The following is a 13,724-nucleotide window of genomic DNA, read 5'->3' on the forward strand; positions in this document are numbered from 1 at the left end:
GGCGCCCCGGCCCCGCGGCCCCGGCGCGCGCACCACCGACACCGGAGAACGGACGCACATGAAGTACCGCCCCCTGGGGAGCACCATGGTCAGCGCGATCGCCCTGGGCGCCATGCCCCTGTCCATCGAGAACCGCCCGGACGAGGCGCGGGCCGTCGCGACCGTCCACGCCGCCCTCGACGCCGGCATCACGCTCATCGACACGGCCGACAGCTACCACTGGCACCCCGACGAGCGCGGCCACAACGAACTCCTCGTCGCCCGCGCCCTGGCCCGCTACGGCGGCGACACCTCCCACGTCCTGGTCGCCACCAAGGGGGGCCGGGGCCGCACCGGCGACGGCGGCTGGACCGTCACCGGCACCCCCGCTCACCTCAAGCGAGCCGCCGAGGCCTCCCTCAAGCGCCTGGGAGTGGAATCCATCGGCCTCTACCAGCTGCACAAGCCCGACCCCGACGTGCCCTGGGCGGAATCGGTCGGCGCCCTGCGCGAGCTCCTCGACGCCGGCACCATCCGCAGCGCGGGCATCTCCAACGTGACCACCGACCAGATCCGCGAGGCCCATGCCGTCCTCGGTGACGCGCTCGTCTGCGTGCAGAACCAGTACTCCCCCGCGGTCCGCGACGCCGAGCCCGAGCTGGAGCTGAGCACCCGGCTCGGCCTGGCCTTCCTGCCCTGGAGCCCGCTGGGCGGCATCTCCCGCAGCTCCCTGGACGGCCCGTCCGGCCCCACCTCCGCGGGAACCGCCTTCCACCGCGTCGCGGCCGGACGCGGCGTCAGTCCGCAGCGGGTCGCCCTGGCCTGGCTGCTGGCCCGCTCCCCGAGGGTCATCCCCGTGCCGGGAGCCAGCCGTCCGGCTTCGGTCCAGGACTCGGCCCGGGCCACGGAGATCGAGCTCGAGGCGGCGGAACTGGCCGAGCTGGAGGCGGCGCTGCCGGACCGCGGGACCGGCGCCTGATCCGGGACGTCGGGGCGGGGGGCTCAGTGCTGGTGGACCACCCGCTCCAGTTCCGCGAGGAGCCGGCCTTCGGCATAGGCGAGGGCGGCGTGCGGGAGGGCGGCGGTCCGCCCGCTGTGCAGGACGGTCAGCCCGCCGGTGGGGGGCAGTTCCGGCGCGGGCTCGATGCCGATGCGGCGCAGCGCCTGCACGGCGACGGCCTCGGCGGAACCGTAGAACCTGAGCTCCGCTCCCCCGGTGCGGGCGGCGAGGGCGGCCCGGACGGCCTCCTCGACGAGCTCGTAGTGGGTGCAGCCGAGGACCACGTCCGTGACGTCGGCCGGGGTGAGCTCGGCGGCGGCTGCGACCGTGCGCGCGATGGCCGCCTCGTCACCGGCCTCGACGGCGTCGGCCAGTCCCGGGCAGGGCACCTCGGTGACGCGGGCCCCCGCGGCGAAGTCGCGGATCAGCCCGCGCTGGTACGGGCTGCCGGTGGTGGCGGGGGTGGCCCAGATGGCCACCCGCCCACCGGCGGCCGCGGCGGGCTTGATCGCCGGCACGGTGCCGATGACGGGGATCCGGGGCTCCAGCTCGGCCCGCAGCGCGGGCAGGGAGTGCACGGAGGCGGTGTTGCAGGCCACGATGAGCGCGTCCGGGCCGAGCGCGGCGGCGGCCCGGGCGACGGCGCGCGCCCGCTCCGTGAGGTCGGCGGGCGTACGGGGCCCCCAGGGCATCCCGTCCGGGTCGGAGGACAGCAGCAGATCGGCGTCGGGCCGCAGCCGACGCGTCGCGGCGGCCGCAGCGAGGAGGCCGATTCCCGAGTCCATGAGCGCGATCTTCACCTGGTCACCTTAGTCGACTTACCCACCGCACCGGCGAACCCGCGCCCCGCGCACCCGGCCCGCGACGCGTCCTCGCGCCCCCCGCCCAGGGCCCTCACCAGCACGGAACCCCCGTACCAGGCCCCACGGCCCCAGCCGAGGTCCGGTTCCGATGGCCACGGCACGCCGGGACGCGGGGCACGGTCCGGGGTCCGGGCGGGGCACGGTCCGGGGTCCGGGCCGATCCGACCGAGCCGCTTTCCGGACCCGGCGCGGTAGGGCCGAAGGCCGGTCCGGGTTCCAGGCCGATCCGACCGAGCCGCTTTCCGCGCCCGGCGCGGTAGGGCCGAAGGCCCGGTCCGGGTTCCGGGCCCGGCAGGGTCGGGCCCGGCCTGGTATCCGGGCCGGGCCGGGCCGCGGAAGGCCCGCAGGGGGTCCGCGCGGAGCCGGTGCCGCTCCCGGTGCCGACCCCAGCGACCCGGTACCGGCCGCGCCTGCCGTGCCGGCCTTCGCCCGCCGTCCCGTCCCCGCCCGCGCCCGGCCGGTCCCGACCCACCCCCGGCCCCGCCCGCCCCCCCCGGATCCGGCTTGCCCGGGGGGCGCCACCGACGCGCCCGGGATCCGGCTTGCCCGGAAGACGGCCCCGCGCCGGCGCCGCTTCGGCAACACTGCCGCCATGGGCCTCCTCATCGCCGCCTACGCGTCCCTCGCCGCCTGGCTCTGGCTGACCCTCGCCCAGGGCATGTTCTGGCGCACCGACGTCCGCCTCCCCCCGCGCTCCGCCCCCGCCCGCTGGCCTTCCGTGGCCGTCGTCGTCCCGGCCAGGGACGAGGCCGAGGTGCTCCCCCGGAGCCTGCCCTCCCTCCTCGCCCAGGACTATCCCGGCGAGGCGCGGATCGTCCTGGTCGACGACGGGAGCACCGACGGCACGGCGGACCTCGCCCGCCGGCTGGCCGCCGAGCAGCCCGGGCTGCCGCTCGCCGTCGTCACCCCCGGGGAGCCCCCGCCCGGCTGGACCGGCAAGCTCTGGGCGCTGCGCCACGGCATCACGCGGGCCCGTACCGGCCCGGACGGCCAGGAGCCCGAGTTCCTCCTCCTCACCGACGCCGACATCGCGCACGAGCCCGACAGCCTGCGCGAACTGGTCGCCGCGGCGACCAGCGCCGGCCTCGACCTCGTCTCCCAGATGGCCCGGCTGCGCGTGGCCGGCTTCTGGGAGCGGCTCCTCGTACCGGCCTTCGTGTACTTCTTCGCGCAGCTGTACCCCTTCCGCCGGGTCAACCGTCCCGCCTCGCGGACCGCCGCGGCCGCCGGCGGCTGCGTGCTGCTGAGGACGGAGGCCGCCGTCCGCGCGGGGATCCCGGATTCGATCCGGCAGGCCGTCATCGACGACGTCTCCCTGGCCCGCGCCGTCCAGCGTTCCGGCGGGCGGATCTGGCTGGGGCTGGCGGAGCGGGTGGACAGCGTGCGCCCGTACTCCGCGCTGGGGGACCTGTGGCGGATGGTGTCCCGCAGTGCTTACGCCCAACTGCGCCACCAGCCGCTGCTGCTGGCCGGCACGGTCGCCGGGCTGACGCTGGTGTACCTGGTTCCCCCGGCGGCCCTGTTCGCGGGTCTGGCGGGCCCGGCCTCGGCGGAGAGCACCGCGACGGCCTGGGGCGGGGGCCTCGCGTGGCTGCTGATGGCGGGGACGTACCTGCCGATGCTGCGCTACTACCGGCAGTCGGCCGCGCTGGCTCCGCTGCTGCCGCTCACCGCGCTGCTGTACCTCCTGATGACCGTGGACTCGGCCGTCCAGCACTACCGGGGGCGCGGCGCCGCCTGGAAGGGCCGCACCTATGCCCGCCCGAGCGACGCCTGAAGCGCCTGAAGGGCGGAAACGGAAAATTCGCCCTCCTGAGGAAGCGTCATCCAAGGTCATCGCATTGTGACTCTCCGTCAGCTCCAAGTGCGTGCAAAGGCCAACCGGCGAGTACGAGTAGCATCAAGCCGGGGCGCAAGTGACGAATCGTGCAGGTGAACGTCATGTGAAAGCTGTGGCCCTGACCTGCGAATATGCAGGTCAGCGCGGTGTTGACGGAGCCTGGCTATGGACCCGGTGAAGCCGTGGGCTTAACTTGTCTCCCATGACCTCCCCCCGCTCCACTTATGGCGGCGGTTACTACTCCGCGCCCTCCTTCCCGGACACCCCCATCTACGACTCCCTCGTCGCCGAACGCGGCACTCCGCAGATCGCCCCGATCCGCGTTCCGGCCGCGTACGAGTCCCCCAGTGCCGGTTACTCGAGCGGTGGTTACCTGCCGGCCCTCGCCTCGTCCATGCCCGCCCTGCCGCCCGCGGCGCCGCAGCCGCCGGCACCCGCGTACGGCTACGGGTACCCGCAGCAGGCCATGCCCCAGCCCCAGCAGATGCCGGTTCCGCTTCAGCACGCGCCGGCCCCGTACATCCCGCAACAGCAGCAGCAGTTCGCGGGCCGGGCCGGTTACCCGCCGCAGCCCCAGCCGCAGCAGCCCCGCCCGGCCGCCATGGGCGCCGGGTACGAGGCCATGCGCCCGGCGGCTCCGCGCCCGATGGCCCCCATGGCCCCGGTGGCGGCCGCGGCGGCCGTCCCCTCGTACGAGGACCCGTACGGCCGCCAGTACCAGCAGCGGGGCTACTGACCGCGCGGCCGCCGACCGCGAGCCGGCGTCCCGCGCACCGTGTGCCGTCTGACGTGCACACGGCCCCTGGGGGGCCGGCGGGGGCAGCTGCCACAATGCCCCCATGCCGAATTTGTACGTCCAGTCACTCCACGTCCATCCCGTCAAGTCGGTGGCGGGGGCCGCGCCCGACGAGATGGCCGTGGAGCCCTGGGGGCCGGCCGGGGACCGCCGCTGGGCCGTGATCGACACGACCGGCGCGGTCATCACCCAGCGCCAGCAGGCGCGGCTGGCCCTGGCCTCGGCGCGGCCGCTGCCGGGCGGGCGGGTCGAGCTGTCGGGACCGGGCATGCCCGCCCTCGTCGTGGAGGTGCCGCGGTCGGGCCCGCTGGAGCCGGTCGTGCTCTTCGGCCAGAAGATCGAGACGGTGGTCGCGGCGAGTGCCGCCGCCGAGTGGTTCACCGCCTACCTCGGCCAGGACGCGCGCCTCGTGCACCTGGACGACCCGGCCGTCCGCCGGCCCGTGGACCCGGAATACGCACTGCCCGGGGAGACCGTCAGCCTCGCCGACGCCTATCCCCTGCTCCTGGCCACGAACGCCTCGCTGGACGCCCTCAACGCGCTGATCGCCGAGGGCGACCACCCGGAGGAGGGGCCGCTGCCCATGAACCGTTTCCGGCCCAATCTGGTGGTCGGCGGACCCGCCGCGGCGTGGGCCGAGGACGGCTGGCGACGCATCGCGATCGGCGACGCCGTGTTCCGCGGCGTGCGCGAATGCGGACGCTGCATCGTGACCACCACCGACCAGCGGACCGCGGAGCGCGGTCGCGAACCCCTGAAGACCCTGGCGAAGCACCGCCGGATCGGGAAGTCGCTGGCCTTCGGACGCCAGTTGGTGCCGGTCGTCACGGGCACGGTGCGGGTGGGCGACGAGGTGCGCGTCCTGGAGTGACCGCGCCGCCGCGCCCGGAGCCCCAGAGCCCGCCACTGACCACGGCGGGCCAACGGAATGACACCTTCGAGGGGCTCCTGGCGTCCACTGGAACCAACGTGCCGCGCGGGGCCGTTGGAGCATTCAGGACGGCAGAGGAAGACGAAGACCGGGCATGGGGCAGGGGGAGCCGGACCGTGCGGACAGCAATGGGTGTATGGCGCTGGCGGCGCAATCCGCTGCGCAGGCCGACCGATCTCTTCGAGGCATGGGTGGCGTTCGCCGCGCTGGTGTGCGTCCTGCTGGTGGCCCCGGCCGTCGGCTGGGCGGCGGGCCTCCAGGTGGACGGGACCTTGCAGCGGGCCGCGCGCGAACAGCGGCACGAGCGGTACCTGGTCCCGGCGGTGGTGGTCCGGTCCGCGCCGGGCGCGGCCGCCGATCCGTCGGCGCAGCGGCAGGCGCCCGAGCGGACCCGGATCGTGGCCTCCTGGACCGCGCCCGACGGCAGCCGTCACGAGGGCACGGTCCCGGCGGCGGAGGAACCGCCGCGCGCCGGCGACCGGTTCCGGATATGGACCGACATCCGCGGCCGGCTGGTGGGGCAGCCGCTCGACCCTTCCGCCGCCTCCTTCCACGCGGGTACCGCCGGTCTGGCCGCCGCGCTCACCGCCGCGGCGCTGGCGGAGACGGTCCGCCGGCTGGTCGTACGCCGGCTCATGCATCGGCGGTACATGCGGCTGGACCGGGCGTGGGCGGCGGCGTGGCCCGACTGGGGCCGGGCGGGCGCGGGCAGCTGACCTGGTCACTCACCGGCCCCACGCGCGCTACGGTGGAGCCGAAGGCCGGTCCGGTCGCGTGAGCGGCTCCGGCAGCCGCGGAACTCCCGGGGCGCTCGGAGCACTTCGACCACTCCGGTCGCTTCAGTTGCTTCAGTCGCTTCCGCCGGTCCGGCAGCGCGAGTACATGGGTGGGGGCACGACAGCACGATGGCTCAGGGCACGGTCCAGGTGACGCACGGCGGGGCCTCGCGGTGGCGGCGGCGCTCCGGTGAGTATCCGACGCTGACCGCCGCGCTCGCCGTGGCGGGCGACGGCGACGTGCTGTCCATCGCCCCCGGCACCTACCGGGAGAACCTGGTCCTGCGTCATGCCGTCACCCTGCGCGGGTCCGAGGGGACGGTGGCCGGGTCGGTGCGCATCGCCCCGCTCGACGGGGTCGCGCTGACCGTTCGCGCCTCGGCCGTGGTCCAGGACCTGTACCTGGAGGGAGCCGACCGGACGGCGCCCGCCCTGCTCGTCGAGGAGGGCTCGCCGGAGCTCACGGGCCTGCGCGTGCACACCCGGTCGGCGACCGGCATCGAGGTGCGCGGCGGGGCCAGGCCCCTGGTGCGCCGGTGCACGGTGGAGAATCCGGCCGGGGCCGGGATCTCCGTCCTGGACGGTGGGGGCGGGGTGTTCGAGGAGTGCGAGGTGGTCGCCGCCGGGCAGGCCGGCGTCTCGGTGCGCGGCGGGCATCCGCGCCTGGAGCGCTGCCGGATCCACCACGCCGTCGGCGCGGGCATCTCGGTCACCGGCGAGGGCTCGGGCCTGGAGGCCCTGGGCTGTGAGGTGTACGAGGTCAAGGGTGCCGGTGTGCAGGTCGCGGCGCGCGCGGCGGCCCGCCTCACCGACTGCGCGGTGCACCGTACGTCCGCCGACGGGATCACCCTCGACACCGACGCGGTGCTGACGCTCACCGGCTGCGACATCCACGACATCCCCGAGAACGCCGTCGACCTGCGCTCCCGTTCGGTGCTCACCCTCAGCCGCACCACGGTGCGCCGGTTCGGGCGCAACGGCCTGTCGGTGTGGGACCCGGGGACCAGGGTGGATGCCGAGTCCTGCGAGATCCACGACAGTACGGGCGACTATCCGGCGGTGTGGGTGAGCGACGGGGCCACCGCTTCGCTGGACTCCTGCCGCCTGCACGACGTGCCCGACGCGCTGTTCGTCCTGGACCGGGGCTCGCGCGTGGACGTGGTCGACAGCGATCTGTCGCAGGTCCGCAACACGGCCGTCTCGGTGAGCGACGGCGCGAGCGTGCAGCTCGACGACTGCCGGATCCGGGAGGCGGGCACGGGGGCGTGGTTCCGCGATCACGGCAGCGGCGGCGCCCTGGCCAACTGCACCATCGACGCCGTGCAGACGGGCGTGATCGTCACCAAGGGCGCCGATCCCACCCTGGAGCGGTGCACGGTGACCTCCGCCGCCGAGGCCGGGTTCTACGTGTCGGCGGGCGGCCGGGGCACCTTCACGGCGTGCCGGGTGACGGGCAGTTCCGGGTTCGGATTCCACGTCATCGACGGCTGCCGCACCACGCTCACCCGGTGCCACACCGAGCGCTGCGCGCGCGGCGGCTACGAATTCGCGGAGGACGGCCCCCTCGCCGAAGGGTGCACCGGCGACGAGGCCGGTACGGGGCCCGCGGCGCGGGCGGCGGGCGGAGCGCCCGCCGGGGCGCAGCAGGCGGGCGGGGGGCAGCGTACGGCCACGGTGGTCCAGGGCCCGGCGGGGCGGCCCGCGGACCGGGTACCGGCCTCCCGGGCCGGGGAGGTGCCGGATCCGGCCGGGACGCCGTCCGCGGCGCGGGTCCCCCGCGGCTCGGGCGAGGTGCTGGGGCAGCTCGACGCGCTGGTCGGGCTGGACAGCGTCAAGCGCGAGGTGCGGGCCCTCACCGACATGATCGAGGTCGGGCGCAGGCGGCAGCAGGCGGGCCTGAAGGCGGCCTCGGTGCGCCGGCACCTGGTCTTCACGGGCTCCCCCGGTACGGGCAAGACCACGGTCGCCCGCCTGTACGGGGAGATCCTGGCCTCCCTCGGAGTGCTGGAGCGCGGCCACCTGGTCGAGGTGTCCAGGGTGGACCTGGTCGGCGAGCACATCGGGTCCACGGCGATCCGTACGCAGGAGGCCTTCGACCGGGCGCGGGGCGGGGTGCTGTTCATCGACGAGGCGTACGCGCTGGCCCCCGAGGATTCGGGCCGGGACTTCGGGCGCGAGGCGATCGACACGCTGGTGAAGCTGATGGAGGACCACCGGGACGCGGTGGTGGTGATCGTCGCCGGGTACACGGAGGAGATGGAGCGCTTCCTGACGGTCAACCCCGGGGTGGCGTCGCGTTTCTCCCGCACGATCACCTTCGGGGACTACGGGCCGCCGGAGCTGCTGCGGATCGTGGAGCAGCAGGCGGAGGAGCACGAGTACCGGCTCGGCGAGGGCACCGGGGAGGCGCTGCTGAAGTACTTCACGGAGCTGCCCAAGGGTCCGGCCTTCGGCAACGGCCGCACCGCGCGCCAGACCTTCGAGGCGATGGTGGAGCGGCACGCGGGGCGGGTCGCGCAGCTGGCGGACCCGGACAAGGACGAACTCACCCTGCTCTTCCCGGAGGACCTGCCGGCACTGCCGTCGTCGTGCTGACCCCTTGGGCGGGGGACGTCTGACGGCCGGCCGGCGGCGGCACCCGCGGTTGAGACCCCGCTGCCCGGGGCTCAGGCCTGGGGCTCGCGCCAGTCGCCGGTCTCCAGCAGGGTCCGGATCGTCTTGGAGTAGGGGGCGATGTCGAGGCCCTGGGCCGCCAGCCACTCGTCCGAGTAGTACTTGTCGAGGTAGCGGTCGCCCGGGTCGCAGAGCAGGGTCACGACGCTGCCCGTGCGGCCCTCCGCCACCATCTCGGAGACGATCTTCAGGGCGCTCCACAGGCCGGTTCCGGTGGAACCGCCGGCCTTGCGTCCTATGGCCTGTTCGAGGGCGCGGCAGGCGGCGACGGACGCCGCGTCCGGCACCCTCATCATGCGGTCGATGGCGCCCGGCACGAAGCTCGGCTCCATCCTCGGCCGGCCGATGCCCTCGATGCGCGAGCCGCAGTCGCTGCTCGCGTGCGGGTCGTTGTTGGTCCACCCGTCGAAGAAGCAGGAGTTCTCCGGGTCCGGGACGCAGATGCGGGTGTCGTGCTGCATGTAGTGGACGTAGCGCGCGATGGTCGCGGAGGTGCCGCCGGTGCCGGCCGTGGCCACGATCCAGGCGGGCTCGGGGTACCGCTCCAGACGCAGTTGCTGGTACATCGACTCGGCGATGTTGTTGTTGCCGCGCCAGTCGGTGGCGCGCTCGGCGTAGGTGAACTGGTCCATGTAGTGGCCGCCGGTGCGGGCCGCGAGGTCGGCCGACTCCTCGTACATCTTCATCGAGTCGTCGACGAAGTGGCACTCGCCGCCGTGGAATTCGATGAGGCGGCACTTCTCCGGGCTGGTGGTCCTCGGCATCACCGCGATGAACGGGACGCCGATCAGCTTGGCGAAGTACGCCTCGGAGACGGCGGTGGAGCCGCTGGAGGCCTCGATGACCGGGCGGCCGGGGCGGATCCAGCCGTTGCAGAGCGCGTACAGGAACAGCGAGCGGGCGAGGCGGTGCTTCAGGGAGCCCGTCGGGTGGGTGGACTCGTCCTTCAGGTACAGGTCGATGCCCCACGCCTCGGGCAGCGGGAAGCGCAGCAGGTGGGTGTCGGCGGAGCGGTTGGCGTCCGCCTGGACCTTGCGCACGGCCTCCTTGAGCCAGGCGCGGTAGGCGGCGTCGCTGCGGTCGACGTCGACCGTCGTCGTCACCGTGCTTCCGGCCGTGTTCGAGGCCGGTGTACCGGTGGTGCCGGTGATGCTCATGCGCCTTGCTCCTTTGTCGGTTCCAGGGCCCCCTCCTTTCGCAATGTACCCTCCTCACCTGCGCAAATGATTGCTTTGGGTTTCTATGCGGATCGCTTTCGGCCCTATTCCGCCGCGTTCGGTTGCGGGCGGCGCCACGGTGGGTGACCCTGGTACTCGCGTCACCGAGGGTGCAGCACCCGTAACAATGATGTCGGGGAGTCGCAGCCGTGATCAGTCATTCCCGCAGGCACTGCGTCGTCGAACTGCAGGCCCTGCCAGCGCGGATCGGTCAGGTCCGCAGGATCGTCTCCGCGCAACTGCGCCACTGGCAGCTCGACCCGCTCATAGACCGGGCTGCGCTCGGCGTGACGGAGCTGCTCAGCAACGTCCACCGCCACGCGCAGCCCGACAAGGCGTGCACGGTCGAGATCGAACTCCGCCTCGGGCGGCTGACCGTCTCCGTCCACGACAGCGATCCGCGGCTGCCCGTCCGCCGGGCGGCCGACGGCCTGGAGACCTGCGGGCGCGGGCTGGCGCTCGTCGAGGCGGTCAGCGAGGCCTGGGGGGTCCGGCACCGCGCGGACGGGCCCGGCAAGGTGGTGTGGTTCTCGATGCGGGCGGCCCCCGCACCGGCGGCGCCGACGCGCACGGTCAGTATCGGCGTGAAGAAGACCGTACGCGGACCCGCCCGCCCGGTGCTCGCCGCCGTCGACGCCCGGGCCGTCGGGACCGGCGTGCCGGCGTCGGTCACAGCCGGCACCGGGCCCGGCTGACTCCCCCGCGGGCACCGGCCCCGCCCCGGACCCCCGGCCCCGACACCCGGCCGGCCCCCACAGGGGCGCACCGGCCCGGCCGCCCGGCTCAGACGGCGGCGCCCAGCGCCCCCAACGGATCGTCCAGTACGGGCTGCCACGCCAGCTCCGCCGCCCCGACCAGGCTGTTGTGGTCCAGGGTGCACGGCAGGATCGGCACGCCCCCGCTGCGCCCCCACAGGCTGCGGTCGGCGACCACCGCCCGCAGCCGCTCCGGGTCGGCGTACAGCAGCTCCCGGTGCAGTCCGCCGAGGATGATCCGGTCCGGGTTCAGGATGTTGACCAGGCCCGCGAGCCCCAGCCCGAGCCGGTCGATGAGCTCCTCGGCGGCCGCCCGGACCGACGGCTGCGCGTACTCGGCGCGCAGCAGGTCACGGGCCTGCGCCAGCAGCGACACCTCGGGCCCCGGCGTACGGCCGGCCGCGGTGAGGAAGGCCAGCGGGTCGGCCTCCACGTCCAGGCAGCCCCGGCTGCCGCAGTGGCAGGCCCGCCCCTCGGGATTGACGGTGAGGTGGCCGACCTCCAGGGCCAGGCCCGCGCTCCCGCTGTGCAGCCTGCCGTCGAGCACCAGGGCCCCGCCCACCCCGCGGTGTCCGGTGGCCACGCAGAGCAGGTGCTGGGCGCTGCGGCCCGCGCCGTGCCGGTGCTCGGCGAGCGCGGCGAGGTTCACGTCGTTGCCGGTCAGGGCCGGCCCGTCGATGCCGGCCGCCTTCACGCACTCGGCGAACAGGGCCCGTACCGGAGAGCCGGGCGGCCAGGCGAGGTGCAGCGGGTTGAGGGCGGTGCCCTCGGGCTCCGCGACCGCCGAGGGCACCGCGAGGCCCGCGCCGACGCACCGGCGCCCCGACTCGGCGAGCAGCCGGGCGCCCGCGTCGACGACCGCGCCGAGCACCTGCGCGGGGTCGGCGGAGACGGTGAGCTTGCCGGGCGCGGTGGCCACGATGCGCCCGCCGAGGCCGACCAGCGCGGCCCGGAACCCGTCGGGGTGGACCTGCGCGGCCAGCGCCACGGGGCCGTTCTCGTCGACGGCGAGCCGGTGCGAGGGGCGGCCCTGGGTGCCGCCGGCGCCGCCGGGGCGGGAGTCGACGCGGATCAGGCCGAGCGCCTCCAGCTCGGCGGCGACGGCTCCGGCGGTGGCACGCGTGACGCCGAGCTCGGCCGTCAGCACCGCCCGGGTGGGGGCCCGGCCGGTGTGGACGAGCTCCAGCGCCGGGCCGAGTGCGCCGCGGCCGCGCTCCAGCTTGGTCCTCGCGGACGCCGCCGACGCCGTGCTCGCGTCCCCCGCCCCCGGCGGGGCCCCGTTGCCGTTCATGAGGGGATCCTCGCACGACCGGGCGGCGCTGCCCGCCCCGGCTATACGTCCAGGCCACCGACCCGCAGGGTGATGTTGAGGCGTCCCTTCAGGCCCAGGCCCGGCGGGGCGGTCCCGGGCAGCACCTTCGGCACCCCGTGGTACGCGAGCCGGCTCGGGCCGCCGAACACGAACAGGTCCCCGCTGCGCAGCTCCACGTCCCGGTACGGGCGCCCCCGCGTGACGGTGTTGCCGAAGCGGAAGAGGCAGGAATCACCCAGGCTGAGGAAGACGACCGGGGCCCCGGACCGTTCCTCGGCGTCCCGGTGCATGCCCATCCGGGAGTCGCCGTCGTAGAAGTTGACCAGGGCGATGTCGTACGCCTCCGCGTCCGGCGGGGGCGATCCGTACGCGGCGGTGACCGCCCCCCGTCCCAGCTCGGCGAGCCACCCCGGCATCGGCTTGACCGGCGCGCCGTCCCCGTCGACGGCGGTGCGCGCGTAGGCGTACGGGTACCAGTGCAGGCCCAGGCACACCTGCCGGGCGGTCATCGTCCCGCCCCCGGGGGTGCGTACGGTGCGCAGTCCGGCGGGCGGGCGGGCCCACTCGCGGCACGCGGCGAGGAGTTCCCGCTGGCGCCGGGGCCCGAGCCAGTCGGGCAGGTGCACCGCACCGGGTGCGATCTCGGTCCGCTCGCGCGGGAAGAGTTCCCCGTCCACCCTTCCATTGTCGGGGGCTGCTGGCAGACTCGCGGCATGAAGATCACCGAATATACGGAGACCGTGGCCCGGGAGGGCGAACTCCTCGCCGATCAGGCCGAAAGAGCCGGTACCGACGTCCTGGTGCCGACCTGTCCCGAGTGGCGGGTCACCGACCTGCTGCGGCACACCGGCTCGGTGCACCGCTGGGCCGCCGGGTACGTGCGGGACGGGCTGGTGGAACCGGTGGCGTTCCCGGAGCCGCCGGAGCTGGCCGGGGCGGAGCTGCTCGCCTGGTTCCGGGAGGGGCACGCGGAACTGGTCCGGTCGCTGTCCGAGGCCCCGGCCGGGCTGGCGTGCTGGACCTTCCTGCCGACGGCGCCGCCGTCGCCGCTGGCGTTCTGGGCACGGCGGCAGGCGCACGAGACGACCGTGCACCGCTTCGACGCCGAGTCCGCGCGGGGTGTCGCCCTCTCGGCGGTGGAGCCGGCCTTCGCGGAGGACGGGGTGGACGAGCTGCTGACCGGCTTCCACGCCCGGCCGCGCAGCCGGGTGCGGACCGAGGAGCCGCGGGTGATACGGGTCCGGGCGGCGGACACGGGCGCGGTGTGGACGGTCCACCTGTCGAAGGAGCCGGCCCGTACGGTACGCGGCGACACCGGTGAGAAGGCGGACTGCGAGGTGACCGGGGAGGCGTCCTGGCTGTACGCGGCCCTGTGGAACCGGCTCCCGCTCGCCGGCCCGGGCGTACGCGGCGACGAGTCGCTGGCACGGCTGTGGCAGGAGACGGCGGGCATCTGACGCCGGACGGCCCGGCCCGGCGCCGCTGGGCAGCGGCTCCCCCGCCCGGTGCCGGCCGGACCCCGCCCGGTGCCGGCGCGGAGGCCCGGCGCGGGGGATATTCCCTGTGCGGACCGGACACCGGC

At 75.1% G+C, this 13,724-nt stretch carries 12 protein-coding genes; 8 read left to right on the forward strand and 4 right to left on the reverse strand.

Annotated features, from left to right (window positions below; all coding sequences use genetic code 11):
• Positions 1-58 precede the first annotated feature (58 nt).
• Positions 59-958 (forward strand): aldo/keto reductase, encoded by a 900-nt coding sequence (locus tag ACFY7H_RS11725; protein WP_388936705.1) that lies wholly within the window; start codon positions 59-61, stop codon positions 956-958.
• Between the two features lie 23 nt (positions 959-981).
• On the opposite strand, the gene ACFY7H_RS11730 is transcribed toward ACFY7H_RS11725, so the two are convergent.
• The gene (locus ACFY7H_RS11730) at positions 982-1,779 is read right to left on the reverse strand and encodes a glutamate racemase (RefSeq protein ID WP_388936707.1); all 798 of its coding nucleotides are present in this window, start codon (positions 1,777-1,779) and stop codon (positions 982-984) included.
• A 655-nt stretch (positions 1,780-2,434) separates the two neighbouring features.
• Between ACFY7H_RS11730 and ACFY7H_RS11735 the strand changes: the two genes are divergently transcribed.
• The 5 genes from ACFY7H_RS11735 (at position 2,435) to ACFY7H_RS11755 (ending at position 8,780) form a co-directional block, all read left to right on the forward strand.
• Complete coding sequence (locus tag ACFY7H_RS11735; protein ID WP_388936710.1) at positions 2,435-3,619, forward strand: glycosyltransferase; 1,185 nt, start codon at positions 2,435-2,437, stop codon at positions 3,617-3,619.
• A gap of 265 nt (positions 3,620-3,884) precedes the next feature.
• Positions 3,885-4,418, forward strand: a complete 534-nt coding sequence (locus tag ACFY7H_RS11740) for a DUF6643 family protein (RefSeq protein ID WP_388936713.1) — start codon at positions 3,885-3,887, stop codon at positions 4,416-4,418.
• A gap of 103 nt (positions 4,419-4,521) precedes the next feature.
• Positions 4,522-5,349, forward strand: coding sequence for an MOSC domain-containing protein (locus ACFY7H_RS11745; RefSeq protein ID WP_388936715.1), 828 nt, complete (start codon positions 4,522-4,524; stop codon positions 5,347-5,349).
• Positions 5,350-5,525: 176 nt separating this feature from the next.
• On the forward strand, positions 5,526-6,125 hold the full coding sequence (locus ACFY7H_RS11750) for a hypothetical protein (protein ID WP_388936718.1): 600 nt from the start codon (positions 5,526-5,528) through the stop codon (positions 6,123-6,125).
• A 189-nt stretch (positions 6,126-6,314) separates the two neighbouring features.
• Complete coding sequence (locus ACFY7H_RS11755) at positions 6,315-8,780, forward strand: right-handed parallel beta-helix repeat-containing protein (RefSeq protein ID WP_388936721.1); 2,466 nt, start codon at positions 6,315-6,317, stop codon at positions 8,778-8,780.
• Positions 8,781-8,851: 71 nt separating this feature from the next.
• On the opposite strand, the gene ACFY7H_RS11760 is transcribed toward ACFY7H_RS11755, so the two are convergent.
• Positions 8,852-10,015, reverse strand: a complete 1,164-nt coding sequence (locus tag ACFY7H_RS11760) for a PLP-dependent cysteine synthase family protein (RefSeq protein ID WP_388936724.1) — start codon at positions 10,013-10,015, stop codon at positions 8,852-8,854.
• Positions 10,016-10,224: 209 nt separating this feature from the next.
• On the opposite strand from ACFY7H_RS11760, the gene ACFY7H_RS11765 reads away from it, so the two are divergent.
• Positions 10,225-10,770: an ATP-binding protein gene (locus ACFY7H_RS11765; protein WP_388936727.1), complete on the forward strand. Its 546-nt coding sequence runs from the start codon at positions 10,225-10,227 to the stop codon at positions 10,768-10,770.
• Between the two features lie 88 nt (positions 10,771-10,858).
• On the opposite strand, the gene ACFY7H_RS11770 is transcribed toward ACFY7H_RS11765, so the two are convergent.
• Together ACFY7H_RS11770 and ACFY7H_RS11775 are read right to left on the reverse strand one after the other, a co-directional pair.
• The gene (locus ACFY7H_RS11770; protein ID WP_388936730.1) at positions 10,859-12,121 is read right to left on the reverse strand and encodes an ROK family protein; all 1,263 of its coding nucleotides are present in this window, start codon (positions 12,119-12,121) and stop codon (positions 10,859-10,861) included.
• A gap of 41 nt (positions 12,122-12,162) precedes the next feature.
• Positions 12,163-12,819, reverse strand: coding sequence for an alpha-ketoglutarate-dependent dioxygenase AlkB family protein (locus ACFY7H_RS11775; protein ID WP_388936734.1), 657 nt, complete (start codon positions 12,817-12,819; stop codon positions 12,163-12,165).
• A gap of 36 nt (positions 12,820-12,855) precedes the next feature.
• On the opposite strand from ACFY7H_RS11775, the gene ACFY7H_RS11780 reads away from it, so the two are divergent.
• Positions 12,856-13,599, forward strand: a complete 744-nt coding sequence (locus ACFY7H_RS11780) for a maleylpyruvate isomerase family mycothiol-dependent enzyme (protein ID WP_388936737.1) — start codon at positions 12,856-12,858, stop codon at positions 13,597-13,599.
• The last annotated feature ends 125 nt before the right edge of the window (positions 13,600-13,724 follow it).

The organism is Streptomyces sp. NPDC012794 (genome assembly GCF_042901085.1).
Lineage (GTDB): Bacteria > Actinomycetota > Actinomycetes > Streptomycetales > Streptomycetaceae > Streptomyces.

What these genes read in the sequence shown, in the direction of transcription:
- ACFY7H_RS11725 (WP_388936705.1), top strand. Translation starts at nt 59, where the DNA reads ATGAAGTACCGCCCCCTGGGGAGCACCATGGTCAGCGCGATCGCCCTG.
- ACFY7H_RS11735 (WP_388936710.1), top strand. Translation starts at nt 2,435, where the DNA reads ATGGGCCTCCTCATCGCCGCCTACGCGTCCCTCGCCGCCTGGCTCTGG.
- ACFY7H_RS11740 (WP_388936713.1), top strand. Translation starts at nt 3,885, where the DNA reads ATGACCTCCCCCCGCTCCACTTATGGCGGCGGTTACTACTCCGCGCCC.
- ACFY7H_RS11745 (WP_388936715.1), top strand. Translation starts at nt 4,522, where the DNA reads ATGCCGAATTTGTACGTCCAGTCACTCCACGTCCATCCCGTCAAGTCG.
- ACFY7H_RS11755 (WP_388936721.1), top strand. Translation starts at nt 6,315, where the DNA reads ATGGCTCAGGGCACGGTCCAGGTGACGCACGGCGGGGCCTCGCGGTGG.
- ACFY7H_RS11760 (WP_388936724.1), bottom strand. Translation starts at nt 10,015, where the DNA reads ATGAGCATCACCGGCACCACCGGTACACCGGCCTCGAACACGGCCGGA.
- ACFY7H_RS11770 (WP_388936730.1), bottom strand. Translation starts at nt 12,121, where the DNA reads ATGAACGGCAACGGGGCCCCGCCGGGGGCGGGGGACGCGAGCACGGCG.
- ACFY7H_RS11780 (WP_388936737.1), top strand. Translation starts at nt 12,856, where the DNA reads ATGAAGATCACCGAATATACGGAGACCGTGGCCCGGGAGGGCGAACTC.